Origin of the sequence: Kitasatospora sp. NPDC017646 (genome assembly GCF_044329365.1) — a bacterium.
In the GTDB taxonomy this organism is placed as follows: domain Bacteria; phylum Actinomycetota; class Actinomycetes; order Streptomycetales; family Streptomycetaceae; genus Kitasatospora.
In genome coordinates this window covers 103,558-120,802 of sequence record NZ_JBIRJC010000001.1, presented here as the reverse complement: position 1 = coordinate 120,802, position 17,245 = coordinate 103,558, and the positions used below count along the sequence as shown (strand labels likewise).

General features: G+C 72.6%; 22 protein-coding genes. 9 read left to right on the top strand and 13 right to left on the bottom strand.

Going from position 1 to position 17,245, the window contains the following annotated elements; all coding sequences use genetic code 11:
* The first annotated feature begins 5 nt into the window (after nucleotides 1-5).
* On the top strand, nucleotides 6-827 hold the full coding sequence (locus tag ACH4J0_RS00700) for a hypothetical protein (protein ID WP_396235492.1): 822 nt from the start codon (nucleotides 6-8) through the stop codon (nucleotides 825-827).
* Here the strand turns inward: ACH4J0_RS00700 and ACH4J0_RS00695 are convergent.
* Both ACH4J0_RS00695 and ACH4J0_RS00690 read right to left on the bottom strand, forming a co-directional pair.
* A complete protein-coding gene (locus tag ACH4J0_RS00695) occupies nucleotides 757-1,251 on the bottom strand; it encodes an SRPBCC family protein (RefSeq protein ID WP_396235491.1) in 495 nt (164 codons plus the stop codon). The genes ACH4J0_RS00700 and ACH4J0_RS00695 overlap by 71 nt on opposite strands.
* Nucleotides 1,252-1,319: 68 nt before the next feature.
* Nucleotides 1,320-2,201: a LysR family transcriptional regulator gene (locus ACH4J0_RS00690; RefSeq protein ID WP_396235490.1), complete on the bottom strand. Its 882-nt coding sequence runs from the start codon at nucleotides 2,199-2,201 to the stop codon at nucleotides 1,320-1,322.
* 51 nt (nucleotides 2,202-2,252) lie between these two features.
* Between ACH4J0_RS00690 and ACH4J0_RS00685 the strand changes: the two genes are divergently transcribed.
* Both ACH4J0_RS00685 and ACH4J0_RS00680 read left to right on the top strand, forming a co-directional pair.
* Nucleotides 2,253-2,759 (top strand): dimethylsulfonioproprionate lyase family protein, encoded by a 507-nt coding sequence (locus ACH4J0_RS00685; protein ID WP_396235489.1) that lies wholly within the window; start codon nucleotides 2,253-2,255, stop codon nucleotides 2,757-2,759.
* Between the two features lie 70 nt (nucleotides 2,760-2,829).
* Complete coding sequence (locus ACH4J0_RS00680; RefSeq protein ID WP_396235488.1) at nucleotides 2,830-3,189, top strand: DoxX family protein; 360 nt, start codon at nucleotides 2,830-2,832, stop codon at nucleotides 3,187-3,189.
* 64 nt (nucleotides 3,190-3,253) lie between these two features.
* Here ACH4J0_RS00680 and ACH4J0_RS00675 read toward each other — a convergent pair whose 3' ends face one another.
* The gene (locus ACH4J0_RS00675) at nucleotides 3,254-4,441 is read right to left on the bottom strand and encodes a CaiB/BaiF CoA transferase family protein (RefSeq protein ID WP_396235487.1); all 1,188 of its coding nucleotides are present in this window, start codon (nucleotides 4,439-4,441) and stop codon (nucleotides 3,254-3,256) included.
* 327 nt (nucleotides 4,442-4,768) lie between these two features.
* Between ACH4J0_RS00675 and ACH4J0_RS00670 the strand changes: the two genes are divergently transcribed.
* Together ACH4J0_RS00670 and ACH4J0_RS00665 are read left to right on the top strand one after the other, a co-directional pair.
* Nucleotides 4,769-5,128, top strand: a complete 360-nt coding sequence (locus tag ACH4J0_RS00670; RefSeq protein ID WP_396235486.1) for a hypothetical protein — start codon at nucleotides 4,769-4,771, stop codon at nucleotides 5,126-5,128.
* Between the two features lie 279 nt (nucleotides 5,129-5,407).
* On the top strand, nucleotides 5,408-7,045 hold the full coding sequence (locus ACH4J0_RS00665) for an alpha/beta hydrolase (RefSeq protein WP_396235485.1): 1,638 nt from the start codon (nucleotides 5,408-5,410) through the stop codon (nucleotides 7,043-7,045).
* Between the two features lie 197 nt (nucleotides 7,046-7,242).
* Here the strand turns inward: ACH4J0_RS00665 and ACH4J0_RS00660 are convergent, their stop codons facing one another.
* Complete coding sequence (locus ACH4J0_RS00660) at nucleotides 7,243-7,656, bottom strand: hypothetical protein (protein WP_396235484.1); 414 nt, start codon at nucleotides 7,654-7,656, stop codon at nucleotides 7,243-7,245.
* Between the two features lie 336 nt (nucleotides 7,657-7,992).
* On the opposite strand from ACH4J0_RS00660, the gene ACH4J0_RS00655 reads away from it, so the two are divergent.
* Nucleotides 7,993-8,361, top strand: a complete 369-nt coding sequence (locus tag ACH4J0_RS00655) for a hypothetical protein (RefSeq protein WP_396235483.1) — start codon at nucleotides 7,993-7,995, stop codon at nucleotides 8,359-8,361.
* 18 nt (nucleotides 8,362-8,379) lie between these two features.
* The gene (locus tag ACH4J0_RS00650) at nucleotides 8,380-8,739 is read left to right on the top strand and encodes a hypothetical protein (RefSeq protein WP_396235482.1); all 360 of its coding nucleotides are present in this window, start codon (nucleotides 8,380-8,382) and stop codon (nucleotides 8,737-8,739) included.
* Between the two features lie 88 nt (nucleotides 8,740-8,827).
* Here ACH4J0_RS00650 and ACH4J0_RS00645 read toward each other — a convergent pair whose 3' ends face one another.
* The gene (locus ACH4J0_RS00645; RefSeq protein ID WP_396235481.1) at nucleotides 8,828-9,106 is read right to left on the bottom strand and encodes a hypothetical protein; all 279 of its coding nucleotides are present in this window, start codon (nucleotides 9,104-9,106) and stop codon (nucleotides 8,828-8,830) included.
* The gene (locus ACH4J0_RS00640; RefSeq protein WP_396235480.1) at nucleotides 9,090-9,317 is read right to left on the bottom strand and encodes a hypothetical protein; all 228 of its coding nucleotides are present in this window, start codon (nucleotides 9,315-9,317) and stop codon (nucleotides 9,090-9,092) included. The genes ACH4J0_RS00645 and ACH4J0_RS00640 overlap by 17 nt, the downstream gene beginning before the upstream one ends.
* Before the next feature lie 12 nt (nucleotides 9,318-9,329).
* On the opposite strand from ACH4J0_RS00640, the gene ACH4J0_RS00635 reads away from it, so the two are divergent.
* Nucleotides 9,330-9,770, top strand: a complete 441-nt coding sequence (locus tag ACH4J0_RS00635) for a hypothetical protein (RefSeq protein ID WP_396235479.1) — start codon at nucleotides 9,330-9,332, stop codon at nucleotides 9,768-9,770.
* Here ACH4J0_RS00635 and ACH4J0_RS00630 read toward each other — a convergent pair.
* The 3 genes from ACH4J0_RS00630 to ACH4J0_RS00620 form a co-directional block, all read right to left on the bottom strand.
* On the bottom strand, nucleotides 9,767-11,104 hold the full coding sequence (locus tag ACH4J0_RS00630; protein WP_396235478.1) for a M64 family metallopeptidase: 1,338 nt from the start codon (nucleotides 11,102-11,104) through the stop codon (nucleotides 9,767-9,769). The two genes, ACH4J0_RS00635 and ACH4J0_RS00630, sit on opposite strands and share 4 nt — an antisense overlap.
* Nucleotides 11,105-11,192: 88 nt before the next feature.
* On the bottom strand, nucleotides 11,193-11,915 hold the full coding sequence (locus ACH4J0_RS00625; protein WP_396235477.1) for a hypothetical protein: 723 nt from the start codon (nucleotides 11,913-11,915) through the stop codon (nucleotides 11,193-11,195).
* A gap of 111 nt (nucleotides 11,916-12,026) precedes the next feature.
* Entirely contained in the window at nucleotides 12,027-12,572 is a 546-nt protein-coding gene (locus ACH4J0_RS00620; RefSeq protein WP_396235476.1) for a DUF1707 domain-containing protein, read from the bottom strand.
* Between the two features lie 90 nt (nucleotides 12,573-12,662).
* Between ACH4J0_RS00620 and ACH4J0_RS00615 the strand changes: the two genes are divergently transcribed.
* Nucleotides 12,663-13,424 (top strand): TetR/AcrR family transcriptional regulator, encoded by a 762-nt coding sequence (locus ACH4J0_RS00615; protein WP_396235475.1) that lies wholly within the window; start codon nucleotides 12,663-12,665, stop codon nucleotides 13,422-13,424.
* On the opposite strand, the gene ACH4J0_RS00610 is transcribed toward ACH4J0_RS00615, so the two are convergent.
* The 4 genes from ACH4J0_RS00610 to ACH4J0_RS00595 all read right to left on the bottom strand — a co-directional run bounded on the left by ACH4J0_RS00610 (nucleotide 13,393) and on the right by ACH4J0_RS00595 (nucleotide 16,821).
* Nucleotides 13,393-14,061, bottom strand: a complete 669-nt coding sequence (locus ACH4J0_RS00610) for a calcium-binding protein (RefSeq protein WP_396235474.1) — start codon at nucleotides 14,059-14,061, stop codon at nucleotides 13,393-13,395. The genes ACH4J0_RS00615 and ACH4J0_RS00610 overlap by 32 nt on opposite strands.
* Nucleotides 14,058-15,341 (bottom strand): non-hydrolyzing UDP-N-acetylglucosamine 2-epimerase, encoded by a 1,284-nt coding sequence (wecB, locus tag ACH4J0_RS00605; RefSeq protein ID WP_396235473.1) that lies wholly within the window; start codon nucleotides 15,339-15,341, stop codon nucleotides 14,058-14,060. The genes ACH4J0_RS00610 and wecB overlap by 4 nt, the downstream gene beginning before the upstream one ends.
* A 65-nt stretch (nucleotides 15,342-15,406) precedes the next feature.
* Nucleotides 15,407-16,660, bottom strand: coding sequence for a glycosyltransferase (locus ACH4J0_RS00600; RefSeq protein WP_396235472.1), 1,254 nt, complete (start codon nucleotides 16,658-16,660; stop codon nucleotides 15,407-15,409).
* Complete coding sequence (locus ACH4J0_RS00595; RefSeq protein ID WP_396235471.1) at nucleotides 16,657-16,821, bottom strand: hypothetical protein; 165 nt, start codon at nucleotides 16,819-16,821, stop codon at nucleotides 16,657-16,659. The genes ACH4J0_RS00600 and ACH4J0_RS00595 overlap by 4 nt, the downstream gene beginning before the upstream one ends.
* Nucleotides 16,822-17,245: the final 424 nt, after the last annotated feature.

Sequence of the window (17,245 nt, the reverse complement as noted above, 5' to 3'; positions counted from 1 at the left end):
GTTTCATGCAGCAACGGGGGGAACTGGTCGGCGTCGGCTCCATGGTGGGGCTGGTCGTGGCCATCCTCCTCGCCGAGACGGGGACGGCCGGCGGGGGAGGGGCCTTCCTCGCCATGGCGGCGATCGTCGCGGTCGCCGCCTTCGCGCTGCCCCACGCGTACTGGCTGCGCGCGGACGAGAACGGGATCATCCTGGTGCGGCTGCTCGTACCTCGCCGCTACGCCTGGGCGGACATCCGGGGGCTGGCGATGGAGCTCGGCCGGGACGAGGAGAACGACGGCCACCACCTCACCCTGCGGCTGCGCCTCGCCGAGCCGTCCGGCCGGTTCCGGGGCCCGCGCCTCGGCCGGATCGACGTCACCGAGGAGGACACCCCGGAGGGCGTCCCGCCCCGGGCGCTGGCCGAGCTGTTCGCCGTGTTCGTGGAGCACCAGCTGCCGGTCGACCTCCCGGAGTTCGCCAACGAGGTGCTCAGGGTGCGCGGGATGCCGCAGCTGCCGCCGCTGCCGCTGTGGGCGCCGCCCGTCGAGGGGGCGCCCGGCCCGGAGCAGGCCTACGCGGGGGCGCCGGGCATCCAGGACGAGAGGGACGACCTCGTGGCGCTGGGGAAGGCGGTCAAGCGGCGGCCCGGACTGAGCCGGGAGTACCTGCTGCGCCGCGCGGCGCTGGCCGACCGGGTGTTCCTGCGCGACGGGGACGGCCTGGCGCTGGCGATCGCGCTGCGGGCGGCGGAGCAGCTGGTGGAGCACGACCGGATCAAGGTCGAGGGCGACCATCGCGACTACGTGCGCCAGCAGTACCTGAGCCGGCGCACCCTCGACCGGTAGTGGGGGCAGGGGCCAGCAGGTGGTCCAGTACCCGGCCGAAGACGAGCCGCCCGGCGAGCGCCAGCACCGGGTCGAACAGCCGGGGCAGACCGGTGATCCGCAGCTCCTCGGCCCAGACCACCTCGCTGCCCGCGCCCACCGCACGCACCCGCAGTTCGGCGCCGCCGTGCACCACCCGACCCCGCTTCGCCAGTCGGCAGTGCTCCGGCGCGGCCAGCTCGACCAGCTCCATCGGGTCGTCGAAGTGCAGCGGCCCGAGGGCCGTCCGCGCCAGGATCACGTCCCCCGGCTGCCGCCCGGTGCCCCGCACCACGCTCATCCGGGTGAACGGCACCCGGTCGCCGTGCCGGGGCCAGGCGGTGAGCCGCGCCCAGCATTCGGCGGGCGGCAGCGCGGAGCGTCGGGTCAGTACGAAACGGGCCATACCGCAGCCTAGCGCCGCAGCCCGGTCAGGCCGCCCCGCCGCCATGACCGGGTGGCCCGGGCGCATGTTCAGCGGCGGTACGCGGCCGTCGCGATCTCGACGAAGGACCGGATCAACGGGTTGGTGTCGCCTTCGTTCCACACCGCCACCACTCGGCTCGGCGGCATGTCGACCAGCGGTACGACGGCCAGTTCCGCGGGCAGGTCGTGTCCGAGCGGGGCCAGGCCGATCGTGCCGTTCCACAGCACGGCCTGGAGGCATTCCTGGACGGCGCGCACCGCCGGGCCCTCACGCGGCGTGCCGCCGTTCCAGTACGACTGCCAGACGGGGTCGGTGCCCTGCGGGAACTGGAACCAGCGGCGGTCGCTCAGCTCGGCCAGCCGCAGCCGGTCGCGGCGGGCCAGCGGGTCGTCGGCGCGCAGGACCACGCCGACCGGATCGGACCGCAGCGCACGCACCGTCAGGGCGGTCCCGTCGAACGGCGCCCGGGTCAGGGCGACATCGACCAGTCCGGCGCGCAGCCCGCAGGTCGGGTCGGTCAGATCCGTGTCGCGGACGCGGATCTCGACGCCGGGGTGGGTTCGGCGGTAGGCGGCGGCCAGTCTCGCCACTCCCGGGTCGGTGCCGTCGCCCAGGATGCCGACGGTGATGGTCGCGCGACCGGCCGCCGCGCTCACGCGCACCCGGACGCGCTCGGCGTGGTCGAGCAGGGCCCGCGCCTCCTCGAGCAGCACCGCGCCCACCGGAGTGAGCGTGACGCCCGTGGGCGCGCGGGTGAACAGCAGGGCCCCGACATCGGCCTCCAGCCGCTTGATCGCCCGGCTCAGCGGCGGCTGACTCATGTGCAGTCGGGTGGCGGCCCGGCCGAAGTGGAGTTCCTCGGCGACCGCCACGAAGTACTGCAAGGTCCGTAGCTCCACGCTGCAACGATACCCACGGGATATCGGCATCGCGGGACGGGTCTTGGACACGCGCAGGCCCCCGGCGGTGGACTCGTGGGCATGACCGAAGAAACGAAGACCGGCCGGCCGCAGACCGCTCCCGCCGTGTCGGTGGTGGGCCCCGGCGACGGCGAGACGATCGTTCTGGGCAGCACGCGCATGCGCGTCCTGGAGGACGGCAGCCGCACCGGGCACCGCCTCGCGATCGCCGAGTCCGTCCTCGCCCCGCACACCCAGGGGCCGCCCCAGCACCGCCACCGCGAGCACGACGAGGGCTTCTACGTCCTCTCCGGCACTCTGCGGTTCACCGTCGAGGACGAGGACTACGACGCCGCCGCGGGCACGCTCGTGATGGTTCCGCCCGGCACCCCGCACACCTTCGCCAACGTGACCGACCAACCCGCCGTCATGCTCAGCACCTTCACCCCCGACCTGTACGTGCAGTACTTCCGGGACCTCCAGGAGGTGCTCTCCGGCGGCCGGCCGCTGACGCCGGAGGCCAACCTCGACGCGATGAGCCGCTACGCGACCGAGCCCGCCACCGAGCGCGGCATCGACGCCGCCTGAAACCGACGGCACACCACGACGAACGACACGATCGACGGCCCCGTGAACCGGTGGCCCATGAACGGGAACCATGGACATCGCCTATTGGATCGTCGCGGGCCTGCTCGCGCTCTTCTACGTCTACGCGGGCACGCTGAAGGTGGTCCGCAGCCGCGATCAACTCCGACCGATGATGGCCTGGGTCGACCGCATGCCCCTGCCGGCCCTCAGGGCGCTGGGGACGGTCGAAGTCCTCGGCGCGACCGGCCTGGTCGTTCCGCCGCTGACCGGCATCGCTCCATCGCTGGCGCTCGCCGCGGCCATCGGCTTCGTACTCCTGCAAGTCGGCGCCATCGCCGTCCACCTGTCCGGCGAGGACCGCCGGATCGCACTCAACGCCGGGCTCACCGTCACCGCGGCGGTGACCGTCTGGTTGGCCACCGGGCTGTGACCGGGGGCGGCGGCGAGTCCGACGGCGGCGAGTCCGACGGTGGCGAATCCGTGCGGTCGGAGCCCTACCCGCCCAGCACCCCGGCCTCGCGCAGGGCGGCGATGCGGGCGGCGGGGTAGCCGAGGGCGCGCAGGGCGAAGTCGGTGTGGGCGCCGAGCGCGGGCACGGGCCCCATCGGGAGTTCGACGTCGGCGAAGTCGAACGGGGGCAGCAGGGAATGGACTTCGCCGACCGGGGTGGCGACCGGGCGCCAGCGGTCGCGCGCGGCGAGCTGCGGGTGGTGCAGCAGGTCGCCGATCTCGTTGAGGCGGGCCGATGCGATGGCGAGGGCGTCCAGGCGGTTGATCGCCTCGTCGGCCGTCATGGTCGCCGTCCGGCCGCCCACCAGCGCGTCGACCAGCCGGCGGCGGCGCACCCGGGCGACGTTGGTCGCCCACTCGGGGTGGTCGGCGAGGTCGGGGCGGTCCAGGAAGCCGGTGGCGAGGCGGGTCCACTCGCGGTCGTTCTGGATGCCGATCATGACCTCGCGGCCATCGGCGGTCGGATAGGCGTCGTAGGGGGCGATGGCCGGGTGGGAGAGGCCCGCGCGGCCCGGTGAGCGTCCGGTGCCCTGGGTGTGGTGGAGCTGGTGGCCCAGCCACTCGGCGGTCGCCTCGAACATCGACACCTCGATCGCGGTGCCGCGTCCGGTGCCGATCCGGCCGACGAGTGCGGCGAGGGTCGCCGTCAGGGCGTACATCCCGGCGGCGATGTCCGAGGTGGGCACGCCGGTCTTGGCCGGCCGGTCCGGCGGCCCGGTCACCGAGGCGAGCCCCGACTCGCACTGGATCAGCATGTCGTAGGCGCGTTTGTCCTGGTACGCGCCGCCGGCGCCGTAGCCGGACAGGTCGACGGTGACCAACCGGGGCTGCCGGGCCCGCAGTTCGGCGGAGCCGAAGCCGAGACGGGCGGCGGCCCCGGGGGCCAGGTTCTGCAGGAAGACGTCGGCGCCGGCCACCAGGTCGGCCAGCACGGCGCGGCCCTCGGGCGTCTTGAGGTCGAGGACGACCGACTCCTTGCCGCGGTTCAGCCAGACGAAGTGGCTGGCCAGGCCGTTGACGCTGTGGTCGTAGCCGCGCGCGAAGTCGCCGCCGTCCGGGCGCTCGATCTTCACCACCCGGGCGCCCAGATCGGCCAGGTGTCTGGTGGCCAGCGGCACGGCCACCGCCTGCTCCAGTGCGACGACCGTGATGCCCGTCAGCGGCAACGACATCCGTACTCCTCCCTCGTGGACCGTCCGGGGCCTACCCGCACCCGGCGGGGTTCAGTCGGACCGGTCGCGCGGGTGATCGGGAGACGGGGTTGGGGGGGATGGTGACGCGGTTCGGACGGATACGGTCATCCGACCGATCCCCGGGCCCGTTCCACGTGCTACCGGTGACCGCAGTCGGATGACCGATGCCGTGCCCGCGAACGGCGGGACACAGTGGAGACGCTCCACGAGCAGTCAGGTCACGGTGGGGCGGTACGCCTTCCGGTTCCTCCGCCGCCGTCCGCCGTGTCCGCGCCCTCGGCACGCCCACGGAAAGGTGGTTCACCCATGTTCACCCCGAAGACGGTGCTCCGCGGCTCGGCCGCCGCGGCGGCCACGATCGCGGCCGTGATCGGTTGCGGCGCCGGACCGGCGCAGGCAGCCGGCTGGCCGCCGCTGCAGCCGGGCGCCCACCTCTTCACGGGCATCGACGGGAGCGGCACGACGACCACGGTCGACCTGGGCGACCTCGGCACCTGCCACACCCTGCCGGCACCCGTGCGCTTGGTCCAGGTCGCCAACGGCTCCGCGTCCGTGGTGCTGTACTCCGGCGCGGGCTGCACGGGTGCGGTCCCGTGGGGCACCGGCTCGCTGGCCCAGTCCAACACGCCCTGGGAGATGCGCAGTTACCGGGTCGTCCCGGCCTGACGGAGGCTGCGGCGGTCGCGGTCGGCCTCCCGGGCGGAGGCCTCGGACGCCGGTGCCGGAGGTGCGAGGGCCGACCGGCCCGCGCCCCCGGCACCGGCTTTCCCGGGAGCCGGGCAGGGGCGGCGACCGGGAGAACGGACAGCAGGCCGGCGGGCCGTCAGCTTCGAAGCCGTGTCGACGAGCACGAGCGGCGCCCCCGACCGGAGAGAGGGTCAAAGCTTGGCAAAGTCCGATTCTTCCCCCTGGATGTGCCATTGCACATGTCACATCATTCTCCCCATGAGAAAAGCCATCGCCCTCCTCTCGGCCGCCGCGGCCGTGGCCACCCTCGGCGGGATCGTCGGTCCCGCCGCCGCCGTCGAGCCCGACGGTCCCGACCTGGTCGACACCGGTCAGGGAAAGCTCGTCTGGAACTCCTGCAACGACACCGCGACCCCGGCGCTCCAGTGCGCGATGCTCGAGGTGCCGGTGGACTACGCCGACCCGCGCGGCCGCAAGATCAAGATCAAGCTCAACCGGCTTCCCGCCACCGCCCCCAAGGACAAGCAGCAGGGGCCGATCCTGCTCAACCCCGGTGGCCCCGGCGACTCCGGGCTCTGGATGCCCGCCTACATCTCCGGCCAGATCCCCGCGGACGTCGCCTCGACCTACGACTGGATCGGCTTCGACCCCCGAGGCACCAACAGCAGCGACCCCCATGTGGTCTGCGACGCCCACTACTTCGACGCCGAGCGCCCCGACTACCAGGTGGACCAGGGGACTTCGAAGGCCTGGCTGAAGAAGGCGGCCGGCTACGCCGCCGACTGCGCGGCCGACTGGTCCTGGCTGCTGCCGCACATGACCACCGTCGACAACGCCCGCGACCTGGACAGCATCCGCCGGGCGCTCGGCGTGCCGAAGATCAATTTCTACGGCGGCTCCTGGGGTACCTCGCTCGGCTCCACCTACGGCCAGCTCTTCCCCTCGCACGTGCGCCGGATGGTCCTGGACAGCATCGTCGGCCCGACGATCAGCTGGTACGACCACAACGTCCTCCAGGACCAGGAGCACCAGCGCCGCTTCGACGCCTTCGCCGAATGGACCGCCAAGGCCGACTCCGTCTACCACCTCGGCGCCGACGCCAAGGCCGTGGAACAGGCCTACCACCAGGTCGAGGACGCCCTGCGCAAGGAACCGGCGGACGCGGCCCCGGCAACCGGCAAGATCGGCCCCGCCGAGTTCGAGGACACCTTCTACAGCGGCGGCTACAACTTCCTGCGCTGGCCCCGGATGGCCACCGTGCTCTCCGCCTACCTCACCCAGCACGACACCCGGCCGCTGACCATCGCCTACAACAAGTACGCGGCGCCCGGCGCCGACGACGGCGCCTTCCCGGCCTACAACGCCGCCCAGTGCACCGAGAACGCCTGGCCGCGCGACTGGGAGTTCTGGAAGAAGGACCAGGCCAAGGTCAACGCCACCGCGCCCTTCTACACCTACAACAACATGTGGTACAATGCCGCCTGCATGTTCTGGCCCTACCAGGGCAACCCGGCGGGCCGACTGAAGATCACCGGCAAGAACCTGCCCCCGGTCCTGCTGTTCCAGGCCACCGAGGACCCCGCCACCCCCTACCAGGGCGGCCTGGCCATGCACGACGCGCTGCCCGGCTCCAAGCTGGTAGTCCAGAACGGAGGCAGCTTCCACGAGATCCTCTTCCACGGCAACGCCTGCCTGGACGACACCTTCACCGCCTACCTGCGCGACGGCAGCCTGCCCCAGGGCAGGGGACGGATCGCCAAGACCTGCGCCCCCGAGGCGGATCCGACCCCGGTCTACGTGACCCCGCCGCCCGCCACCGCCAAGGCGCTGACGGCCGCTCCGGCGGCCCCGCTCCCGCCGACCGACCCGGAGGCCGTGCGCGGGGTGCTGCGCTAGGAGGCGCCGGCCAGGAGCTCTCCGACGCCGGGACGGCACCCAGCGGCGCAGCCGGCGACTCCGGGCTGCGCCGCTCCGCCCGTACGCCCATCACCGCTCCGACCGGGCCACGGCCATGATCAGCGCCGTGCCGGGGCAGGTGGGCGGGCGCCGTCGGCACGGCGGTCGCCGGAGGTCGCCGCACCGCCCGGGAGCGATCAGTGGGGCGGGAAGAGCGTCGTGAAGCCGGTCAGGACGGGGATGACCAGAAGGAGGGCGGCGAGGGTCCCGCGGGCCAGGGCGCAGCGCTTCCAGCCCGCGAGCAGCAGGAGGATGCCGGCCGGGAACAGGATGAGGGTGAACGGCAGCGGGATCAGCAGGTACGGGACGGCGAGCGCGACCTGGGTGCCGAGCACCGTCCCACCGACGGTCAGGCAGACACGGCGGAACGTCAGGGGATCCGCGAGCGTGAGGGGCAGTGCGGTGAGCACCAGGAACAGGCCCCAGAGCGTGACGAGCCACCAGGGCGCGGTCGTGCCCACCAGTACCCAGGGCTGCACCCAGGTGGCCGCGGCGAACAGGGCGATCAGCCAGGGCCGATCGGTTCGGAAGGCGAAGAGGTGGGCTGTCATCCGGTCCCCCCAGGATTTTGAACGAGTTCAAAATGAACTCGTTCAAATCTACTTGCCGCGGCGGGCCCCGGCAAGTCGGTCGAACCGGGCGGTCCGACGGGCCTGCCGACGACGTTCCTGTCGTCGGCAGGCCCGTCCGTGGCCGGTGTCGTGAGCCGTTCGGTGCGCCTGGGTGTGCGCCGGTGCGCCGGTCGGGTGCATGCGCTCAATTCACTTGTTGAGACACGAAGTTGGCGCTTTGTGGTGGCGTGGTGGAGCATGGGCGGGGCCCGGTCTGTTGCGGCGCGCTCGCGCCCGGCCGAGGCGGCACGCGTACGGCGAGAGGAGGCGGGTCCCGTGGGTTCGGTGGTACGTCCGTTTCTGGTCCGGGGGAGGGCGGTTCCGCTGGCCAGGTACCTGGCGGAGGAGGACATCGAGGGCCTGGTGGCATGCTCGTGCATCGGCAACGAGGTCACCATCGACCTCGCCGACACCCGGATCCTGGTGAACCTGGCCGACGTCGGAGGGGTGGTGGGCCTCACCTTCCACATGGTCCAGGACGGCCCGGCCAAGGCCCGTTCCTGGACGCGCAGGCTGCCGAGCGACACCGCGCCGAGGGAACTCGCCGCGAGCATCGCCCGGGACGTCCGGACGCTGGAGCGCGAACTCGCGCCGCTGCGACGCCGGCCCCCGGAGGGGACGGAGCGCCGCTGGCCGGCCGTCTGAGGGCGCTAGGGTGCGGGCGTGGACCATGATCACTCCTACCGCGACCACCCCTTCGCCGACGGGCACAACGTGCTCTGGGAGCTGGAGGGTTACGGCTCCGACGAGCGCCAGCACTCCTCCCGGCTGCTCGGCCGGGACGAGTACCTGCGGGTCCGGCACCTGTTCGGGGCCGAACTCGCCGATGACGACTGGCTGATGGCGGGCGTGTACCCCGTCCCGGCACGGCTGTGGCCGCCGATGCAGGAGCTGCTCGGACCGCTCGGCTTCGAGGACGGCCTCGACTACTTCCTCGGCGCCCGCCAGAACCTCCCCGGCGGACGGACCTGGCGGCCCGCACCCGACGGCCGTACGCCGCCGGGTCCGGTGCCGTCGCCCTGACGGGGTTCCAGCGCGCGTCTCCTCTTCCGTCCGGCATGCCGCGGTTCCCGCGCAGGGGTTCCAGCGGCTCCCCCGCGTCAGATATCGGTCACCGTGGCGTTCTCCGGGGGGCGAGCGCGAGGTGGGTGAGTACGGCGCCGAGCGCGGAGAGGGCCGCGAGGACGAGGCCGAGGATGTGGAAGGCGCCGGTCAGACCCGCCGTCAGCGCCGCGTGGTGCGCTTCGGTCACCTGCCCTTGGACGGCCTGCCCGGCGATCCGGGCCGCCGATTCGGAGGGGAGGCCGCTGCCGCTCAACCGGGCAGCGGTGAGGACGGTGAGCAGGGCTGGCGCGCCGGCGACGGCGACGGACTCACCGGTGATCCGCATGGTGTTCGAGGGTGACGGTGAAGGGCTGGCAGACCACCGCGAGGAACTCGGGACGGCGGAGCAGGTGAACGTCGAACATCGCGCGGTCGCCCCGGTGGAGCTCCACCACGGCGAACAGGGCCACCAGCGCCACGGCCGCGAACAGCGGCAGCAGGGTGCTCCCCGCGCCCCAGCCGACGGACCCGGCCCGGACGAAGGCGAACGACCGCAACGACGTCCTGGCGTGGAACCGCCGGCCGCCGCGCTGATCGCCGACTTCCCCCACCTCGCCCCGCGCGAGCGGAACATGGCCCGCCGGATCTTCCTGGACCCGCACGCGCGGGAGGTCCACCTCGACTGGGACGAGGCCGCGCGCACCACGGTCGGCATGCTGCGGATGGCCGCCGGACGGCACCCGCACGACCCGGAACTCGTGCGCCTGGTCGGTGAACTGTCCCTGGGCAGCGAGACCTTCCGCCGGCTGTGGGCCGGCCACCACGTGCACGAGAAGACCCACGGTCCCAAGCGCTTCCGGCACCCCGCGGTCGGCGACGTCACGCTCGACTACGAGACCTTCCACGTCCCCGGGGCCGCCCACCACCTCCTGGTGGTCTACACGGCCCCGCCCGGAAGCCCCGCCGAGGAGGCGCTGAACCTCCTCGGCGGCCTCACGGTCCCGGATTAGCGCGTCACCAGCCAGGACAGACTGCCGGTCAGCTCCGCCCGAAGTGCCGGGTCCGCCACCGCCGGGGTCGGGTCGGTGGCGACGGCGGTGAGCAGGTGCGGCCGGGAGCGGGGGCCGGTCAGGTGCAGGGCGCCGAGGTCGAGCGCGGTGCGCCCGCGCAGCCGGGGCTGCTCTCGTCCGTCCAGGTACCAGTGCAGCACGGTACCGGGCACCGGCAGGTCGACGGCGAGGCGGTCGGCGGCGGTGAGCCAGGAGCCGGTGGGGGTGGGGCTGGTCAGCGGGGTGGCGTGGCGGTAGAAGCCGGCGATCATCGCCTCCCGTCCGGGCAGGTTGAACTCCCGTCCGAGCGAGCGCATGATCGAGTTCTCGGTCGGCCGGTAGAGGCCCGCGGGGTAGTAGCCGCCGCCCTGGTAGCTGCCGACCGTCCCGCCGTCGGGCGAGGACTGGCCGAGCCAGCGGGCCCACTTGGTGCCCTGGTCGCGCATCCGGGTGGCGGTCAGCGTGCTGATGTTGGCCTCGGGCGGCTCGTCGCCCTGGTAGGTGCCCTGGCCGTCGTAGGCGTACTCGTCGGCCAGCTTGCCCAGTGAGTGCCCGGTCTCGTGCACGGCGATCTGCCCGGACTTCGCGTTGCCGCCCGCCACGGTGGCGATGCCCTCGTAGCCGACCGGGGACTTGACGTCGTTGTAGCCCGCGCCACCGTACTTGGCGCTGTTGGCCACCACGATCACCAGGTCCGCCTGCGGGGCCTTGGCGGCGTAGCCCTCGACCGCCTTCTCGTCCACGCAGAGCAGCCGCTCCACGCCGTCGCACCAGAAGTAGGAGCCGAGGGCGGTGTGCCGGACGGTCGCCCGGTCCGGATCGCCGGTGACGCCGGACTCGGGTGAGACGGCGGACACCGCCCAGACGTTGAACAGGCGCTGGTAGGTGGCGTACGGCTCGACGGCGGTGATCTCGCGCCACTTCTCGGCGGCGTCGGCGCGGAACTTCTCCTGCTCCTGGGCGGAGTAGCCGTCGCCGACCACCACCACGTCCAGCTTGGTGGCCGGGTCGCCGTTGCGGACGAGGGGGGTGACCTCGCCGTCGCCGCTCGGCGCGGCGAGGCCGGCGGCCGGGGCGGCCAGGTAGGGGGAGGCGGCGGGCGCCGTGGCGCGCGAGATGCCGCCGTCCTCGGCGAAGGCCTCCACCTGGTGCCGGGGCGCGTCCGCCGCCGGTGCGCCCCGGCCGTCCGCCGCCGGTGCGCTCCAGGCGGGGGCGGCGGCGAGCAGTGCCGCGGCGAGGGCGGCGGTCAGCAGGGCTGACGCGGCCCTGGCCGTGCTGGTGGTCCTGGTGTGCACGAAGGTCCTCCCGGTGGACGGCGGGTGTGGGGAGGCTCCTTCCCTTGTACGGGACCTGACAACCACTCGGTGATCCGTCCAGCGGCCCTCAGCGCCCGCTGAGCGCCTCCGCCAGGGTGCGGGCCTGCTCCTCCGTGATGCCGAGCGCCAGCGGGACCTGCCGGGGGCTGTAGGCCGAGGAGCAGACCGGGATCGGGCTGTCGGGGGTCACGAACCAGCGCGGCTGATGGCCCGGCTCGCCCAGCAGCTGTGCGGCGAAGTCCACGACGACGTCCGGCCGGAACCCGACCGCCGACAGCGTCTCGGCCACCGTCCGCCGTGCCTCCTCCAGGGGTGTGTCCGTGTCGCCGAGCGCCGGAAGCAGGAGCAGGAAGCGCTGCGCCCGGTCCCGGAGCCCCTCGGCCCCCGGCTCGCCCTCGGAGTGGGCGAGGGTGACCAGCTCCGGCCAGGACAGCCCGGGGCCCGAGCCGTGCGGACCGAACTGCCCGAGGAAGCCGAGCCGGCCCCAGGCGGGGTGGTGGACGAGGAAGTCGGTGTCGCTCTCGTCCTCGAAGTTCTGGTACACGACGCAGGCCGTGTGGCCGTTCCGGAACGGCACCCGCAGCAGCAGTGTCGGTGCCTCGGCGGCGAACAGCCGTTCCGTCATGGCGTCGTAGGCCTCGCGGGCGACGCCGTACGCCTCCGGCTCCTCCACGTCGTGCCCCGGGACCAGGAGCAGGTGGGCGAGCCAGAAGGCGGGCTCGTCCGCGAGGGCCTCGCCCGGGAGAAGCTCTTCGTCCTCGAACCCGGGAAGGTGCGGTGCGACAGTCATGCGGGGAGCGTAGTGCGTGGGTCGGACAGGGCGGTCGGGCGGGTTCGGGACTCCTCGATGGTGCGGTAGCCGGTGTGGACCGCGAGCAGCCAGAGGGCGGTGTCGGTGGCGTCACCACCGTGCGTGGCGGATCCTCAGCCGCCCCGTTCCCATCACCCCGGAGATCCGGATCGTCGGCGCGTCCGGGCGGGCGGCCCGACGGGGCCGGTAGCGTGCCGCCCGCATGCCGGTGTGCAGACCGCTGAGGTCGACGACCGCGTTCCGGGGCACGGTGATGCGCGCTCCGCCGGTGCCGAGCTGCAGCTCGATGTCGACCACCGGGTGCGCGATGACCGCTCGGGACAGGTCCAGGTGCGCCCGGCCGAGCGCGGACGCGAGGGTGAGCGCGCGGGGGACCGTCCAGGCGCCGCGCCGCCGGATCCGCCCGCCCACTCCGTCGCCGGTGATGGTGACCGCGCCCTCCCGGGGCGGCTCCGGGAGGGCGGCCAGGGCCGAGACGAGTTCGCCGGGCGCCGTGGCGGTGAGGGCCGTGTGGAGGCGCGCGTCCAACTCCTCGTCCGACAACTTCCCTGCCGTGTAGGCCTCCTGGAGCCGTCGTACCGCGTCGTCGCGCTCCCGTGCGCCGATCGGCGGTGACCCGTCGGTTCCGGCCGCCATCACGCGACCCCACTACTGAGTACGTTGTACGCTGTCATGGCGGCCAAGCTAGATCACTGGGTACCATGTACGCAAGAAGGAGGGCCGACGGTGACCGACGCCGAGTACGTGAACATCTGGATGCGGCCCGAGCGCCCCGCCCGCGGGCCGAAACCCGCGTACAGCCGGGACCGGATCACCGAGGCCGCGGTCCGGATCGCCGACGCCGAAGGGCTGGAGGCCGCCACCATGCGGCGGATCGCCGCCGAGATCGGCGCCGGCGCGATGTCGCTCTACCGGTACGTCCCCAGCCGCGACGACCTGGTGCAGCTGATGGCCGACCGGCTGATGGGCGAGATCGACGTCGACGGCCTGCCCTCCGGCGACTGGCGGGCCGACCTCACCCGCTACGCCCACGGTCTGCGGGACATGTGGCTGCGGCACCCGTGGATCGCCACCGCGCACCGGGCGCTGCCCGGCTTCGGCCCCCACCAACTGCGCCTGATCGAAGCGGTGATGGGCGTGCTCGACGCCCACGTCCCCATCGACGAGAACCTCGGCCTGATGGCGCTCCTCAACGCCTACGTCGAGGGCTCCGCCCGCGACGAGGTCAACTGGGCCGAGGAGGTCCGCCGCAGCGGGGTCAGCGAGACCGAGTGGCTGGCGCGCAGCTACCCGTACGTCCAGCAGCTGCTGGAGAGCGGGCAGTACCCGATCTTCGGCAGGATCGCGATGGAGGCGCGCCAACCGCGGCTCAGTCGCGACGAGCAGTTCCGGTCCGGCCTGGAGCGGGTCCTCGACTGCATCGCCGCCGCCCTGCCGGCCGGCGGCGGGACCGGGGTCACTGCGCCGGCTCCACCGCGATGTCGGTGAACTCCACCCGGGCGTCCTCGGTGTACGCCCCGATGCTGCCGCCGAGGTACGGGCGTTCCTCGTCCTGGTAGGACACCAGGAGCCTGCCGTCGACGCTCACCTGCATGTGAGCGCCGCGCTGGGCCACCGTCACCCCGGACCACGGGCCGACGGGGAACCGCTCGGGGCCCGTCGCCAGGAAGCGCTGGCCGCCGGGGTAGACGGGATCGCGCTTGCCCAGCTCCCAGCCGTTGGGCTTGAGGATGAGGTAGTAGAAGTGCTCCGGGTCGGAGTACGCCCAGACCAGCCACGGCACCTCCCAGGGGTTGGGCGTGGGGGTGCGCAGCTGGGTGACCGTACGCATCCGGGCCCGGAGGTCCGAGTCGCGGTACTGCCGGGTGGAGACGATCAGTCCGGCGTGGGTCTCCGACGCCGTGCGCGCGGGCACGGGGGAGAGCGACAGGGCGTCGTCGTGGCCGGTGTTCTCGCCGTGGCCGTCGAAGACCGACCGCCACGGCCCGTGGACCGAACCGTCGGTCCACGGCCGTGCCGGCTCTCCGCCGCCGCCTCCCCACTCGGTGCTCACCGTGAAGGCGAGCCCCGCCGCGGCGGTGGCCGCGAGCAGTGCGAGGGCGAGGAGCCGGCGAACTCTCGTCATGCCGTCGAGTATGACCCCGGACCGCCGGGCAGAGGGATGGGCCGAGGGGCCGCGGACGGGTCGTCCGCCGTGGACGCCGCAGCCGCGTCCACGCCGAAGTCCCGGGCCAGCTGCGCCAGGATCCGCGCCGTGGCGTGCCCGTCACCGAAGGGGTTTCCGGCCTTGGCCATCCGCCGGTACGCCACCTCGTCGTCCAGCAGCCGTACGGCGGCGTCCAGGATGACCTCCGGGTCCGTCCCCACCAGTCGGGCCGCGCCGGCCTCCACGGCCTCGGGCCGCTCGGTGGTGGTGCGCAGCACCAGGGCGGGCTTGCCGAGGGTGGGGGCCTCCTCCTGGATGCCGCCGGAGTCGGTGAGGACGAGGTCGCAGCCGGCCAGGGTGGCGGAGAAGTCCGCGTAGCCCAGCGGTTCGACGATCCGGATGCCGGGGTGGTCGGACAGTTCGGGCAGCAGGGCCTCGCGGACGGCCGGGCTCTTGTGGAGCGGCAGCACGATCTCCACGTCGCCGCGGTCGGCCAGTCGGCGCAGGGCCTTGCCCATGGCGCGCATCGTGTCGCCCTGGTTCTCGCGGCGGTGCAGGGTGACCAGGACGCGCCGCAGGCCGCTGCTCTCGAACTGGTCGTGGCCGGCGTCCTGTCCGAGCACCCACAGCAGGTTGTCGATGACGGTGTTGCCGGTGACGAACACCTCGGCCGCCGGTACGCCCTCGGCGATGAGGTGCCCGGCGGCGCGGGGCGTCGGCGCGAAGTGCCGGCGGGCGATGCGGCCGACGAGCCGGCGGTTGAGCTCTTCCGGGAAGGGGTTGTCCGGCACCCCGGTGCGCAGCCCGGCCTCGACGTGCGCGACGGGGACGTGCTCGTAGAAGGCGGCGAGGGCACCGGTCAGCGCGGAGGTGGTGTCGCCCTGCACGATGACGAGGTCGGGGCGTTCGGCGCGGACGACCTCGCCCAGCCCGTCGACCAGTCGGGCCGTCAGCTTGGACAGTTCCTGCCGGTCTCTCATCACGTCCAGCTCGAACTTCGCCTCGATGCCGAGGAGTTCGAGCATCTGCCGGAGCATCTCGCGGTGCTGGCCGGTGGTGACGACGAGGGGTTCGAAGTGCGGGGAGGCGGCCATGGCGCGGGCCACGGGCGCGAGCTTGATCGCCTCCGGGCGGGTGCCCAGGACGAGCATCGCGCGGACGGGCGCGGTGCCGGGGTCCGGGGGCATCGGGTCGGTCCGGGGCGTGGAGTCGTTCCGGGGCATGGAGTCGTTCGGGGCCATCGGGCCGTTCGGGGACATGGAGTCTCCAGAGAGGGTGCTTGAGGCACAGGGAGGGAGGGAGACGGCGACGGGACGGGTGCGCGTCAGGTGCGCGCGGTCTTCAGCCAGGTCCGCTTGCCGGTGAGCATCCGCCACAGGCCCCACCATCCGGCGGCGAACCAGATGTAGCCGTAGACGACGAAGACGTGGGAGAGCAGCACCGCCCGGACCAGACCGAGTCCGCGCTCGCGCCGGGAGTAGACCCAGCCGTAGGCGTACGCCGCGGTGAAGGACAGGACGTACGGGCCGATGAACCACATCGGCGACATCAACGGGCGGCCGGCCTCGACGGAGCCGAGCACGATGCCGCCCGCGGCCACGGCGAAGGAGAGCGGCAGCAGCGAGGTGAGCAGGATCAGCACGGGGCTGGAGAGGTGGTACAGCAGGTCGATCGCGGCCTTGGTGGGCACCTCGCGCAGGATCAGCGGGACCAGCCGGGCGGACTGGAGGTGGCCCTGGAACCAGCGGGACCGCTGGCGCACCAGCCGCCGCACGTCGAGCACGGCCTGCTGGGACACGGCGGCGGTGGTGCAGTGGTGGTTGGTCCAGCCGCGGGCGATCAGGCGCACCCCGAGGTCGAGGTCCTCGGTCAGGGAGTCGCTCCACGGTCCCGTCCCGCTCCCGTCGCTGAGGGTGTCCAGCGCGGAGAGCCGCATGAACTGGCCGTTGCCGCCCATGCCGACGCTGCCGAAGTAGCGGCGGGCGGACTGGAAGATGTCCCCGTAGATGACGAATTCCATGTCCTGGAGCCGGGCGAGGAGGCCTTGGTGGCGGTTGTACATCCGCACGCCTACCTGCGTGGCGCCAGCGCGCGGGTCGTCGAAGAAGGGGTCGACGGCCTGGACGACGTGCGGGTCGAGGCGGCCGTCGGCGTCCACCACGCAGACGATGACGTCGCTCGGGTCCCGGCCGTCGAGGATGCCGGATTCCCGCAGGTGGCGGATGCCGGCGTTGAGGGCGGCGCCCTTGCCCTTGCGGGCGTCGGGCAGGTGTCGCTGGAGGAGTCTGACCCGGTCGGGGTCGGCGGCGCGGGCGATCTCGGCCGTGCGGTCCTCGGACGCGTCGTCGATGACCAGGGCCATGAAGCTGCCCACCGGCAGTGAGGTGATCCGGGCCAGGCTCTCGGCGAGGACCTTCTCCTCATTCAGGCAGGCGAGGAGGAAGACGTACAGACGCTCGGCCTGCGGGGCCCGGTCGTTGCGGAGCCGGCGTCTGGAGAGGAGGAAGAGGGCGGAGTTGTAGCAGCCCGCCATCACGATGATGGCGATGCTCGACCAGAGGAGAACATCCGTGATCATCGGTTCTCACCGGGGTTCCGGAAAGCGAACCAGAATTTTACCCCGATAAGGGAGACGGCCAGGAAGCAGTAGAGCAGGAATCCGGCGCCGGCCGCTTCCTGCAGGTCTTTGGCGAAGGGCAGCCCCGGCAGAACTTCTGGGGCTGCCGTCAGCCCGGCCAAGGGCAGGGCTATCCCCAGAGCGGGTTTTCCGTACATGAGATCCCCCCGGATTCCGCCTCGCCTGTCGTTCCGAGGCGTTGCGAACCGGAAGCTATCAGACGGCAGGCACGGGCCAGTTGGAGATGATGAGAAATTTAGGGTCGGAATGATTAATTCCACCGATCAGCGGCACGTCGTGGCTGGTCAGACGGCTGTGTGGCGCGTGGGACCAATGGCCTGAACCGGCCCGGCCTGGCTCATTTCGCTGCGGCGGGGGTTGATCTGTCATGAATGCGGCATCCCGGACAGTGATTTCCTGTTGACACTCCTCCTGGCCCGGCGCAAGAATCGGCATTCTGTCGGGTCTCATCTCCGCGCCTTCACCGGTTTCATCGAGGGATGCCCGGGGTTGAGAACTCAGGTGGAAGATCTCCGTCGTGGATCT